Source organism: Amycolatopsis sp. NPDC006131 (assembly GCF_040614175.1).
In the GTDB taxonomy this organism is placed as follows: Bacteria; Actinomycetota; Actinomycetes; order Mycobacteriales; family Pseudonocardiaceae; genus Amycolatopsis_E; species Amycolatopsis_E tucumanensis.
In genome coordinates, this window is record NZ_JBEXTX010000087.1 from 1 (window position 1) to 12,409 (window position 12,409).

The window sequence follows — 12,409 nt, forward strand, 5'->3', positions numbered from 1 at the left end:
GAGCCTGCCCGTCCGGCGAGGACTCTTTTGATCTTTAAACCCGCGCCTGCGCGCGGAAACAGCGCCTCACGGCGCTCGAACGGTCACCTTACGACCACCCCCGCCCCCGATGCCTGATTGTGTTTCAGTCGCCGAGCAGCCGTGTCAAGGCGGGAAAGAGTACCTTGACACGCCTGATCGGCGACTAAAAGCAGGCTGTGGATCGGGGGCGGGGGAGGTCTGGTTGGGGTAGTCGGCTGCTTTGCGTTGCCGGGTGGCGGTTTTGTTCGTTAGTCCAGGTCGAGGATCTTCAGTGCCTTCTCTCGCATTTCGACCTTCCTGACCTTGCCGGTCACGGTCATCGGGAATTCGTCCACGATGTGCACGTACTTCGGGATCTTGTAGTGCGCCAGCTTCCCCGTGCAGAACTCCCGCAGCGACTCCGCCGTCAGCGGCTGGGCTCCTTCGCGCATCCGGATCCACGCCATCAGCTCTTCGCCGTAGCGCTGGTCCGGCACGCCGATCACCTGGGCGTCCAGCACATCCGGGTGCGTGTAGAGGAATTCCTCGATCTCCCGGGGGTAGATGTTCTCGCCGCCGCGGATGACCATGTCCTTGATGCGCCCGGTGATCTGGATGTAGCCCTCGTCGTCCATCACGCCGAGGTCGCCGGTGTGCATCCACCTCGCCTTGTCGATCACCTCGGCCGTCTTGTCCGGCTGGTCCCAGTACCCGAGCATGACCGAGTAGCCCCGGGTGCACAGCTCGCCCGGCTCGCCGCGCGGCACCGTCAGCCCGGTCTCCGGGTCGACGATCTTGACCTCCAGGTGCGGCCCGACCCGTCCGACGGTCGACACCCGCCGCTCGATCGAGTCGTCCGACCGGGTCTGCGTCGACACCGGCGAAGTTTCCGTCATGCCATAGCAAATGGACACCTCTGCCATGCCCATCCGCTCGATGACCTGCTTCATCACCTCGACCGGGCAGGGCGAGCCCGCCATGATGCCGGTTCGCAGGCTGCTCAGGTCGTAGTCCTCGAAGCCGGGTTCGGCCAGCTCTGCGATGAACATCGTGGGCACCCCGTACAAGGACGTGCACCGCTCCGCCTCCACTGCCTGCAGCGTGGCCTTCGGCTCGAACGACGGCGCCGGGATCACCATGCACGCCCCGTGGGTGGTGGCCGCGAGGTTGCCCATCACCATCCCGAAGCAGTGGTAGAACGGCACCGGGATGCACACCCGGTCCGCCTCGGTGTAGTGGCACAGCTCGCCGACGAAGAAGCCGTTGTTGAGGATGTTGTGGTGCGACAGGGTCGCGCCCTTCGGAAAGCCCGTCGTGCCGGAGGTGTACTGGATGTTGATCGGGTCGTCGGCGGACAGGCCGACCTCCGGCAACGCCTTGCCCCGCCCGGACTCCATCAACTCCGACCACTCGTCCGAGCCCAGCAGCACCACCTGCTCCAGCGCGGCGCACCGCGGCCGGACCTCCTCGATCATCGCCGCGTAGTCGGACGTCTTGAACGTGCGGGCCGCGACCAGCATCTTCACCCCGGCCTGGTTCAGCACGAACTCCAGCTCGTGCGACCGGTAGGCGGGGTTGATGTTGACCAGCACCACGCCGATCTTCGCCGTCGCGTACTGCAGGAACGTCCACTCGGCACAGTTCGGCGACCAGATCCCCACCCGGTCGCCCTTGCCGATGCCGCGCCCAGCCAGGCCGGCGGCCAGCGCGTCGACCTCGGCGGCCAGCTCGCGGTAGGTCCACCGGCGGCCCGACGCGTACTCCACCAGCGCGTCCCGGTCGCCGAACGCGGCCACGGTCCGGTCGAAGTTGTCACCGATCGTGTCACCCAGCAAGGGCACCTCGGAGATACCCGACGCATAACTCGGCACGGCTGGCATGACGCCTCCTCGGACGCTGTCGACACTGACTGTGACCGAGTTTAGAAATCCCGGCTCATCCCGGACACCCCCTAGAGTGGGTGGCATGCGGCTCTCGATCGTCGACTCGTTCACCGGCACCCCGTTCGCGGGCAACCCCGCCGGAGTGGTGCTGCTCGACGAGCCTGCCGACCCGGCGTGGATGCAGTCGGTGGCCGCTGAGCTGCGGCACTCGGAGACGGCGTTCGTCGACGTCACCTGCGACGGCCCGAAGCCGCTGCGCTGGTTCACGCCGACGGTCGAGGTCGACCTGTGCGGGCACGCCACCCTCGCCGCCGGGCACGTCCTCGGCGGCGAGCAGGTGTTCACCACCCGCAGCGGCGAGCTGCGCACCCGCGCCGCCGACGGGTGGGTCAGCATGGACTTCCCGAACGACCCGCCACGCGCCGCCGACGACGACGTCCTGGACGCGTTGCCGGGCGTGACGATCGCGGGCGTCGCCCGCGGCAAGTGGGACATCCTGGTCGAGGCCACCGACGCCGCCCAGGTCCGTGAGCTGAAGCCGGACCTCGACGTCATCGCGGGGTGGGACGCCCGCTGCGTGATCGTCACCGCGCCCGGCGACCGGGACGACGTGGACTTCGTCAGCCGCGTCTTCGGGCCCGCCGTCGGCGTGCCGGAGGACCCGGTGACCGGATCGGCGCACTGCCTGCTGGCGCCGTTCTGGGCGGAGAAACTGGGGCGGGTCAAGCTCGTCGGCGAGCAGGCGTCGGAACGCGGCGGGATCGTCCGGGTCCTGGTGAACGGGGATCGGGTGACGCTGTCCGGACAGGCCGTCACCGTAGTCAGTGGGGAGCTGCACGCCTGATGCGCATCATCCTGAACCTGATCTGGCTGGTCTTCGCCGGCTTCTGGATGGCCCTCGCGTACGTGGTGGCGGGGATCGTCTGCTGCATCCTGATCATCACGATCCCGTTCGGCATCGCGTCGTTCCGCATCGCGAACTACGCGCTGTGGCCGTTCGGCCGCACGATCGTCGACCGCCGCGGCGCCGGTGTCGGGTCGCTGATCGGCAACGTCATCTGGATCATCTTCGCGGGCATCTGGCTCGCGATCGGACACGTCCTCACCGGGATCGCCCTGTGCGTCACGATCATCGGGATCCCGCTCGGGCTGGCGAACTTCAAACTGATCCCGGTTTCGCTGATGCCCCTTGGCAAGGCGATCGTGCCGGTCGACCGCGGCACCGAGGCGTACTACCGCCCCTGAGGCCCGACGAGCTCGCGCAGCAACTCGACCAGCTGCTCCTGCTGCTCCCGGCCGAGTGAGACCAGCGGCGAAGCGCGGTCGAGGCGGTCGAGCACGCCCGCCCGCGCGTCACGCCCGGCGGCCGTCAGCACGATCTCCTTGGCCCGCCGGTCGGTCGGGTGCGGCCTGCGCTGAACCAGGCCCTGCTCCTCGAGCCGGTCGACGACGAACGTCGCGTTCGAGGCCTCGCACGACATCCGGCTCGCCAGCTCCCGCGCCGTGATCGGCTCCGACAACTCGCGCAGGGCGACGACCTGCGTCGGGGTCAGGCCGACCTCCTCGCCGACCCGCCGCACGTGCACGTCCAGCCGTCGCGCGAACTCGTGCACGAGCTTGCACACGTCGCGGTCGATCCCGGCGTCCACCATGATCCCGAGTCTAGCGACGGTGTTCCGAACTGTGATAGTTCTGACTAGCATTATTACAGTTCGAATCACTTGGGGGTCGTGGTGCCGTTGCCCGTCTTCTCGCTGATGCTCGTCGTCTTCGGGCTCACCACCGGCGAGTTCGTGATCGCCGGTCTCGTGCCGGACGTCGCAGCCGGCCTGTCCGTGTCCGTCCCGTCGGCCGGTCTGCTGGTCAGCGCCTACGCCGCGGGGATGATCGTGGGCGGCCCGGTCCTCACCGCCCTCACCGCGCGCGTCGGCCGGAAACCGCTGATCACCGGCCTCGTCGTGGTGTCCGTGCTGGGGAACCTGGGATCGGCCCTCGCGCCGGGGTACGCCGTCCTGCTGCTGGCGAGGTTCGTCGCGGGCCTGGTCGTCGCCACGTTCTTCGCGGTCGCGATCGCCACCACGGCGGCGATGGCCGCGCCGGGCCGGCAGCCGAGCATGATCGCGAAGGTCGCGCTGGGGATGAACCTCGGGATCGTCCTGGGCACACCACTGGGCACGTTCGTGGGGCACCACTTCGGCTGGCGGTCCACCTTCGTCGCGGTCGCGGCGATCACGCTCCTCGCGCTCATGCTGGTGCTGCGTTCCGTCCCGGCGTTCCCGGCGGCCGGCGCGTCGGCCGCCGGGGAACTGCGGGTCCTCACCGACCGCGAGGTGCAGCTCGGCATCCTCCTGACCGCGGTGGGAAACCTCGGCGCCGTCACGGTTTTCACCTACATCGCGACACTGCTGACCGACGTGAGCGGCTTCGGCGCGGACGCCGTGCCGGTACTGCTGCTCGTGTACGGAGCCGGGGCGGTGCTCGGGAACCTGCTCGGCGGACGGCTCGCCGACCGCGCGCTGATGCCGTCGCTCGCCTGGATGCTCGCCGCCCTCGCCGTCACGTTGCTGCTGTTCTGGATCGCCGGCGACAACCGCGTGGCAGCGGCGATCCTGACGTTCGTGCTCGGCGCGCTGGCGTTCGCGATCATCCCCGGCATGCAGACGCGCGTGCTCACCGCCGCGGGAGCCGCGCCGACGCTCGCCATCGCGGTCAACGCCTCCGGCTTCCAGCTCGCCGCCGCGTTCGGCGGGTGGCTGGGCGGACAGCTGCTGACCGGCGCCGGCGCGGAAGCGCTCTACCCGGCCGCGGCCGCCGTCACGCTGGCGGGTCTGGGCATCGCGCTGGCGATGCTGCGCCGCGACTCGACCAGTGACGTGCCGGTCGACCGTGGCACGGAGGCGAACCACCGGCCCTGATCGCGGCCGCGGGGTAGGGCCAGCCCTACCCGGGAGATCATTGCCCGCCCGGTGGGGCCCGGACCCGCCCGCGACCAGGATCTTTCCCATGGTGCTGGTACGGAATTCGATGGACGCTCCGCCGCGGGAAGTGGTCGAGCTGCTCGAGGTGACGAAGGTGCATCCCGGTGGGGTGCGGGCGCTCGACGGCGTCACCGCGGGGTTCACCCGCGGGACGTTCACGGCGGTGATGGGGCCCTCCGGGTCGGGCAAGTCGACGCTGCTGCACTGCGCGGCGGGCCTGGACCGGCCGACGTCGGGCCGGGTCGTGCTGGCCGGACGTGACGTCGCGACCCTGCGTGAGCCGAAGCTGACCGCGGTCCGGCGCGCCCACGTCGGGTTCGTGTTCCAGTCGTTCAACCTCGTCGACTCGCTTTCGGTGTGGGACAACGTGTTGCTGCCGCAGCGGCTCGCCGGCGTCCGGCCGGACCGCGAGTGGGCACGGGAACTGCTGACCCGGGTGGGCCTGGCCGGGCGGGAGAAGGCGCGGCCGGGTCAGCTGTCGGGCGGGCAGCAGCAGCGGGTCGCGCTCGCCCGCGCGCTGGCCGGCAGGCCGGAGGTGATCTTCGGGGACGAGCCGACGGGTGCGCTGGACCTGTCCACCGGGCGCGAGGTGCTGGGCCTGCTGCGCCGGTTCGTCGACGAGCTGGGCGCGACGATCGTGATGGTGACGCACGACCCGGCCGCGGCCGCGTGGGCCGACCGCGCGGTGTTCCTCGCCGACGGCCGGGTCGCAGGCGAGCTGGCCGCGCCGTCCGCCGAGCAGGTGTCGGCGCGGATGATGGAGCTGACCCGATGATGCGCAAACTCGCCGCGGCCGGCGTGCGGCACCGGCTCGGGTCGTTCGTGGGCACGTTCCTCACCGCGTTCCTGGCGATCGCGCTGATCGCCGGCAGCGGGCTGCTGCTGTGGTCGGTACTGACCCAGGGACCCGGCGGGAACCGGTTCGCCGCCGCGGACGCGATGGTCGCGGGTGACCGGTCGGTCGTGCTGACCACCGCCACCGACAAGGGCGACAAGGTCAAGACCAAGACAAAGGAGGAACGGCTCACCGGTGCCGAACCGCTACCGGCCGGGCTGACCGGGGAGTTGGCGACGGTGCCCGGGGTGGCCGCCGCCGTCGCGGACTACGCGTTCCCGGTGGCGCTCGACCTCGGCGGCGAGCCGGTGCGGGCGCCGGACGCGGCGAGCGTCGCGCACGGCTGGTCCTCGGCCGCGCTGACGCCCTACCCACTGCGGGAAGGTTCCGCGCCGCGTCCGGGCGAAGTGGTGCTGCAGGCCGCGTTCGGGGTGCCCGTCGGCCAGTCCGTGCGGCTGACCACCCGCACCGGCGTGCACGACCTGCTGGTGGCCGGCGTGGTCGACGGGGACGTGCCGGGACAGGCGGCGGTGTTCGCCGCCGACGAGCAGGTCGCCGCGCTGTCCGGGCTGCCCGGCCCGACCGCGGTCGCGGTGCGCCTGGAGCCGGGCGTGGACACCGGGACCGCGCTGGCGGCGCTGGGCGAGCGGGTCCGCGGCACCGCCACCGTCCACACGGGAGCGGACCGGGTCACCGCCGATCTCCCCGGCGCGGTCCCCGACTACATCGGCGCGATCTCCATCTTCGGGTTCGTCCTCGGCATCACCGGCTTCGCGGCGGTGTTCGTGCTGACCGGCACGGTGTCGCTGGCTGTCCAGCAGCGGCTGCGGGAACTCGCCCTGCTGCGCGCCGCGGGCGCCACGCCCCGGCAGCTGCGCCGGATGCTGAGGCTGGAAATCACGCTGGTGACGCTGGCCGCGGCCGTGCCCGGCCTGCCGTGCGGGATCGTGGTGGCCGAGCTGGTGGCCGCCCGGTTCCGCGACCTCGGCGCGGTGCCACCGCAGTTCACCGTGTCGCTCAACGCGGTCGTGCTGATCGCCGCGGTCGTGCTGGGCCTCGCGGTGACGGTGCTGGCCACGGCGATCGCGGCCCGTCGGGCGGTGCGAATCGCTCCGACGCAGGCGCTGCGGGAAACCGTGACGGCAGGCCGGGTCGGCAAGGCGCCACGGATCGTCCTCGCGACCGTCCTGACCGCCGGTGCCGTGGCCGTGCTGAGCCTGGTGCCGCTCGGCGGCCCGTTCGGCATGGGGATGGGGTTCATCTCCTGCTCGCTGCTGCTGTGCGCGGCCGCCGCGCTCGGGCCGCTCGTCGTCGGTCCCCTCACCGCGGTGGTGGCCAGGGTGGCCGGGGTCGCCGGCGCCACCGGCAGGCTGGCGAGCGCGATGACCCGCGCCGACAGCAGGCGCGTCGTCGGCGTCGCGATCCCGCTGACGCTGATGTTCGCGATCAACGGCACGATGCTGCTCAACGGCGACATCCTCACCGAAGTGACCGGCGACCAGCAGGCCGCGCGCACGGCGCCGGCGACGGTCCGGGTCGCCGCGGCCATGCCGCTCGGGACCGCCACCGAGGTCGCGGCCCTGCCCGAGGTCACCGGCTCAGCCGCGACGCTGGCGACGCGGGTCGTCGTCAACCAGGAGGGCAAGCCCGAGGACTACGCCGCGCAGGGCTTGCGGACCACGGGTGAGCCTGCCGTCGATCTCGGTGTGCGGCACGGGGAACTGGCACTGCGGGACGGGACGGTCGCCGTGAGCGAACCGCTCGCGGAGGCGCGCGGCTGGCACGTCGGCGACCGGCCGGTGTTCTGGCTCGCCGACGGCACGCGGACCGAGCTGACCGTCGTCGCCGTCTACGCGAACTGGCGCGGCTTCGGTGACCTGGTGCTGCCCGCCGACCTCGTCGCCGCGCACGATCCACGCGGTCTCGTCACCTCCTTGTACCTGCGCGGCACCCCCGGCCTCGTCGCCGCGGTCGAACACCGGTGGCCGGCGGCGCCCGTCACGGATCCGCGGGCCGGTGCGGCGGACGTCCAGAACCAGCAGGCGGCGTGGGAGCTGATGGTGGCCATCTCGCTCGGTTTCACCGCGATCGCCGTCGTCAACACCTTCGCCATCGCGACCGGGGCACGCCGCCGGGAGTTCGCCGACCTGCGCCTGGCCGGTGCCACCCCGAGGCAACTGCACCGCATGCTCGACCGCGAAACGCTCATCACCGTGGTGGTCGCGCTGGTGCTGGGTGGTTTGCTCAGCGGTGCGGTGGTCGGCACGTTCAGCGTCGCGCAGGACGGTCAGTGGCGGCTGTTCGCCGAGCCGCTGCGGTACCTGGCGCTGCTCGGCGGGGTCGGCCTGCTCGGCGCGATCGCCGGGATCGTCCCGGCCCGCGTGGTGATCCGCCCCCGGTCGCTGCCCTCCGGCGCCGCCCGTGCCGACGGCTAGATTGATCACCGTGATCCGCCGTGGGGCGCGTGCGATGGCCCACCTGCTGACCAGCCTGCTGCTGGGGCCCGCGACCTTCGCGTGGGCCCTGGTCACCACGCTGGTCAGCGGCGTGCTGTCGTTCACCTACCTCGCCCCGCCCGCGTTCCTCGCGGTCACCTGGGGCACCCGGCGGATCGCGGAGTTCGAGCGGTGGCGGGCGGCGCTGGTGCTCGGGCGGCGCGTCGAATCGCCGTATCCGGCTCCGTTGCGCGGGAACCCGTGGCGCCGGGGGCGCGCGCTGGTCCGCGAGCCGGCCACCTGGCGCGACCTGGCGTGGTTGCTGTCCTTGTTCCCGGCCGGGCTCGCGGGGCTGGCCGGCCTGGTCGCCGGGGTCGTCGACCTCGCGACGATCCTCGCGCCGCTGTGGCTGTGGTCGGTGCCCAACCCGTACCTGCCGCCCGTGGTGGACTGGCTGTTCAACACCGTCGGCGGCCGGTTCGCGCTCACCGGCATCGGGTTGGTGCTGGCGCCGGTCGTGTGGCCGCTCGTGACCACCGCGGCCAACCTGCAGGCCCGTGCCGCGGCGGTGCTGCTGGAAGCCGGCCCCCGGCAACGGCTCGCGCGCCGCGCCCGCGAGCTGGCCGTCACCCGTCGCCGCGTGGTCGACGCGCAAGCCGCCGAGCTGAAGCGGATCGAGCGCGATCTGCACGACGGCGCGCAGGCCCGCATCGTCGCCGCCGGCATGACCCTCGCGCTCGCCGAGCGCAAGCTCCGCCCGGCCGGGGACGACCTCCGCAACGCTCGGCGGCAGCTCGACGAGGCACTGGCCGAACTGCGCCGTCTGGTCCGCGGCATCCACCCGCCGATCCTCACCGACCGCGGGCTGGTGGCCGCACTCGCCGCGCTCGCGGGCGACGCGCCCCTGCCCGTCGAGGTCCGCGCGGACGAGCTGGGCGACCTCCCGCCCGCGGTCGAATCGGCGGCCTACTTCGTCGCCGCGGAAGGGCTCGCGAACGTCGTGAAGCACGCCGGCGCGGACGCCTGCACCATCAGCATCTCCCGCACCGGAGACACGTTGTCCCTCACGGTCCGCGACGACGGCCGGGGCGGCGCCGACCAGACCGGAGCCGGACTCGACGGCCTGCGCCGCCGGGTCGAGGCGCTCGACGGCACGATGTCGGTCACCAGCCCGGCAGGCGGGCCGACCACCGTCCGAGCGGAGTTGCCATGCGCGTTGTGATCGCCGAAGACCTGCTGCTGTTGCGTGACGGGCTGGTGCGGATGCTGACCGACACCGGCCACGACGTCGTCGCGGCCGTCGCGACGGCGTCGGAACTGGAAGCGGCGGTGGCGGAGCACCGACCGGACGTGTCCATCGTGGACGTGCGGCTACCGCCGGGCTTCCGGGACGAAGGCCTGCGGGCGGCCCTGTCCATCCGCGGGCGCGAGCCGCGGACGCCGATCCTGATCCTGTCCCAGTACGTCGAGCGCGTGTACGCCGCCGAGCTGATCGCCGACGGCCAGGGCGCGGTCGGTTACCTGCTCAAGGACCGCGTGACGGCGCTCGACGACTTCCTCGACGCGCTGGAGCGCGTGGCCGCGGGCGGCACCGCAATGGACCCCGAGGTGGTGCGGCAGTTGTTCGCGCGCAACACCGGCGACCAGGGCATCGCCGCGCTCACGGCGCGCGAACGCGAGGTGCTCGGGCTGGTCGCGCAGGGGCTGTCGAACTCGGCGATCTGCGCTGAACTGGTGCTCGCACCGGCCTCGGTGGAAAAGCACATCGGCAACATCCTGACCAAATTGGACCTGCCCCCGTCCGACGACACCCACCGCAGGGTGCGGGCGGTCCTCGCCTACCTCAACCAGTGACGGGCCCCAGCCACTTGGCGCAGGCGGCCCGAAGTCCGTCGACACCCGGTGCGGCCGTCCACGCCACGTGGCCGTCGGGGCGGATGAGGACGGCCGGCGGGAAGCCGGACGGGCCCTTGGCCACGACGACGTCGAGCCGGTCGTCCCAATCCCGCGCGGCGGCCGCCGGCTCCGGGTCGCCTGCGAGGTCCAGCAGCACCGCCCGGCCCGCGTGCAGCAGCGTGAACAGCCGGGTCGCGCCGTGTTCGGTGACGAGGTCGAGGTCCGGCATCCGCAGTCCCAGCAAGGGATCCCCGTCGCCGAGCGGGTAGCGGACGTCGAGCGCGGTGATCATGCCGGCGAGTGCGGAGTTCACCTCCTCGATCGCGATCTGGCCGGCGAACACCTCCCGCAGGGCGTCGACGTGCGCACCCGGCCGGCTCAACGCGGTCTGCGCGCGGGTGTTGTGCAGGAGCCGTTCGCCGACGGGGTGCCGTTCCGCGTGGTAGGTGTCGAGCAGGGCCTCGGGCGCGTGACCGCGGACGACCGCGGCCAGCTTCCAGCCGAGGTTGACCGCGTCCTGCACACCCGTGTTCAGGCCCTGCCCGCCCGCCGGGAAGTGGATGTGCGCCGCGTCGCCGGCGAGCAGCACGCGGCCGCGCCGGTACTGCTCGGCCTGTCGCGCGGCGTCGCCGTAGCGGGAGATCCAGCGGGGGCTGTGCATGCCGAAGTCGGTGCCCGCGATCTCGATCAGCGACTCGCGCAACTGCTCGAACGTGACCGGCTCGTCCCGGCCGGCCACGCGGTCGTAGCGGGTGGTCATGACCCGGTACCAGCCCGGCTGCAAGCCCAGCACCGAGAAGTCGCCGTGCTCGGTGCGGCGCATGAAGACCGGCTCGCCGGGCGGGTCGGTCAGCTCGACGTCGCCGAGCAGCGCGGTCAGGGTCGCGGGCGTGCCGGGGAAGCCGATGCCGGCGAGCTTGCGGACGGCGCTGCGCCCGCCGTCGCAGCCGACCAGGTAGGCCGCCTCGATGGTGACACCGTCCGCCAGCGCCACCTCGACGCCGGTCGCGTCCTGCCGGAACCCGGTCACCTCGGACGACCACCGCACCCGCACGCCCAGCTCGGCGGCCCACTGCTCCAGCAGCCGCTCCACGTCGGCCTGCAACAGGTTCAGCAGGAACGGGTACCGGGTCGGCAGGCGGCTGAAGTCCAGCCACAGCCCCGAAAAGTGGCCCACCTGCATCGGACGGCCGGCGGCGAGGAACCGGTCGGCGACGCCCCGCTGGTCCAGCACCTCCAGGGTGCGCGCGTGCAACCCGCCCGCGCGCGATTCGCCGCTGCGGCCGGGCAGGCGGTCCAGCACGGTCACGTCGACCCCGGCCAGCCGCAGTTCACAGGCGAGCATCAAACCGGTCGGCCCGCCGCCGGCGATCACCACGTTCTCTAACATGATTAGAGAGTTCCCTAGCTATGTTAGAGTGTCAAGCCATGGCGATCAATCCGGAGGTCATCGCGCGGACGGCGCTGCGACTGCTCACCGACGTCGGCCTCGACGGGCTCACGATGCGGCTGGTCGCGACGGAACTCGGCGTGCGGGCGCCGACCCTGTACTGGCACGTGAAGAACAAGCAGGAACTACTGGACGCGATGGCCACCACGATGTACCTGGAAGCCACCGGAGGGCTCGAAGCGCCAGGCGCCGGGGTGTCCTGGGAGGACTGGCTGGCCGACGGCGCCCGCCGCCTGCGGCGCACGATGCTGCGCTACCGCGACGGGGCGCGCGTCCTGGCCGGCACGAACACCACGCACCCCGGGATGTTCCGCACGGTCGAACTCACGCTGCGCACACTGCGGGACGCGGGTTTCTCGGCGGCGGACGCGGCGGAGGGCTACCCCGCGCTGCTGCACTACACGATCGGCTTCACGATCGAGGAACAAGCCCGCACGGGCACCGCCTACGGCGAAGACAACCCGTACGAACCGGGCCGCCTGGAGCGATCCATCGACCGCGAACAGTTCCCGCTCACCGCGAGCATGGTCGGCCACATCTTCGCGCCGGACACCGACGCCGCCTTCGAAGCCGGACTGCGCCTCATCCTGACCGGCCTCCGCACCACGTACCTGCGTTAGTCCCCCATGAACCACAGGTAGCTGCCGGGCGTGGCCGCGCACGCTTCGAGCATCCCGGCGAGATCGGTCAGCGCGGCGCGGGCCGCGGGGTCGGTGCAGTCCCGCAGCAGCGCGGAAACCTGCGGCATCGCAGCCTCCGCCACCTGCTCGTTGAACATCGTGTCACCGTACGGGTCCACCCAGCTCAACCTGCCCGTGTCGACACCGTCCAGCACCCGGGCCAGCGCCTCGCCGTGCTCGTAGGATCCGCGCAGGAGCGACGATCCGTCGCGTGCGGGACGGCCGGCGTGGAGTTCCAGCTCCACCCCCACC

12 protein-coding genes are annotated in these 12,409 nt (G+C 72.0%); 8 read left to right on the plus strand and 4 right to left on the minus strand.

Going from position 1 to position 12,409, the window contains the following annotated elements:
* Positions 1–269 precede the first annotated feature (269 nt).
* Positions 270–1,880 (minus strand): AMP-binding protein, encoded by a 1,611-nt coding sequence (locus tag ABZ215_RS32375; RefSeq protein WP_354953988.1) that lies wholly within the window; start codon positions 1,878–1,880, stop codon positions 270–272.
* Positions 1,881–1,965: 85 nt separating this feature from the next.
* Between ABZ215_RS32375 and ABZ215_RS32380 the strand changes: the two genes are divergently transcribed.
* Together ABZ215_RS32380 and ABZ215_RS32385 are read left to right on the plus strand one after the other, a co-directional pair.
* Positions 1,966–2,727, plus strand: a complete 762-nt coding sequence (locus tag ABZ215_RS32380; protein WP_354953990.1) for a PhzF family phenazine biosynthesis protein — start codon at positions 1,966–1,968, stop codon at positions 2,725–2,727.
* Complete coding sequence (locus ABZ215_RS32385) at positions 2,727–3,128, plus strand: YccF domain-containing protein (RefSeq protein WP_020416913.1); 402 nt, start codon at positions 2,727–2,729, stop codon at positions 3,126–3,128. Before ABZ215_RS32380 ends, ABZ215_RS32385 begins: the two co-directional genes overlap by 1 nt.
* Here the strand turns inward: ABZ215_RS32385 and ABZ215_RS32390 are convergent.
* The gene (locus ABZ215_RS32390) at positions 3,116–3,535 is read right to left on the minus strand and encodes a MarR family transcriptional regulator (protein WP_020416914.1); all 420 of its coding nucleotides are present in this window, start codon (positions 3,533–3,535) and stop codon (positions 3,116–3,118) included. The genes ABZ215_RS32385 and ABZ215_RS32390 overlap by 13 nt on opposite strands.
* 78 nt (positions 3,536–3,613) lie before the next feature.
* Here ABZ215_RS32390 and ABZ215_RS32395 point away from each other — a divergent pair, with 78 nt between their 5' ends.
* The 5 genes from ABZ215_RS32395 to ABZ215_RS32415 all read left to right on the plus strand — a co-directional run bounded on the left by ABZ215_RS32395 (position 3,614) and on the right by ABZ215_RS32415 (position 9,985).
* Complete coding sequence (locus ABZ215_RS32395) at positions 3,614–4,798, plus strand: MFS transporter (protein WP_354954024.1); 1,185 nt, start codon at positions 3,614–3,616, stop codon at positions 4,796–4,798.
* A gap of 88 nt (positions 4,799–4,886) precedes the next feature.
* On the plus strand, positions 4,887–5,636 hold the full coding sequence (locus ABZ215_RS32400; RefSeq protein WP_237336498.1) for an ABC transporter ATP-binding protein: 750 nt from the start codon (positions 4,887–4,889) through the stop codon (positions 5,634–5,636).
* Positions 5,633–8,131, plus strand: a complete 2,499-nt coding sequence (locus tag ABZ215_RS32405; protein ID WP_354953992.1) for an ABC transporter permease — start codon at positions 5,633–5,635, stop codon at positions 8,129–8,131. The genes ABZ215_RS32400 and ABZ215_RS32405 overlap by 4 nt, the downstream gene beginning before the upstream one ends.
* A gap of 10 nt (positions 8,132–8,141) precedes the next feature.
* On the plus strand, positions 8,142–9,353 hold the full coding sequence (locus ABZ215_RS32410) for a sensor domain-containing protein (protein WP_354953994.1): 1,212 nt from the start codon (positions 8,142–8,144) through the stop codon (positions 9,351–9,353).
* The gene (locus ABZ215_RS32415) at positions 9,341–9,985 is read left to right on the plus strand and encodes a response regulator transcription factor (protein WP_354953996.1); all 645 of its coding nucleotides are present in this window, start codon (positions 9,341–9,343) and stop codon (positions 9,983–9,985) included. Before ABZ215_RS32410 ends, ABZ215_RS32415 begins: the two co-directional genes overlap by 13 nt.
* On the opposite strand, the gene ABZ215_RS32420 is transcribed toward ABZ215_RS32415, so the two are convergent.
* Entirely contained in the window at positions 9,975–11,417 is a 1,443-nt protein-coding gene (locus tag ABZ215_RS32420) for an FAD-dependent monooxygenase (protein WP_354953998.1), read from the minus strand. The genes ABZ215_RS32415 and ABZ215_RS32420 overlap by 11 nt on opposite strands.
* A 38-nt stretch (positions 11,418–11,455) precedes the next feature.
* On the opposite strand from ABZ215_RS32420, the gene ABZ215_RS32425 reads away from it, so the two are divergent.
* On the plus strand, positions 11,456–12,097 hold the full coding sequence (locus ABZ215_RS32425; protein ID WP_354709291.1) for a TetR/AcrR family transcriptional regulator C-terminal domain-containing protein: 642 nt from the start codon (positions 11,456–11,458) through the stop codon (positions 12,095–12,097).
* Here the strand turns inward: ABZ215_RS32425 and ABZ215_RS32430 are convergent.
* Positions 12,094–12,408 carry a hypothetical protein gene (locus ABZ215_RS32430; RefSeq protein WP_354954000.1) on the minus strand — a complete coding sequence of 105 codons (315 nt, stop codon included), beginning with the start codon at positions 12,406–12,408 and terminating at the stop codon, positions 12,094–12,096. The genes ABZ215_RS32425 and ABZ215_RS32430 overlap by 4 nt on opposite strands.
* Position 12,409: the final 1 nt, after the last annotated feature.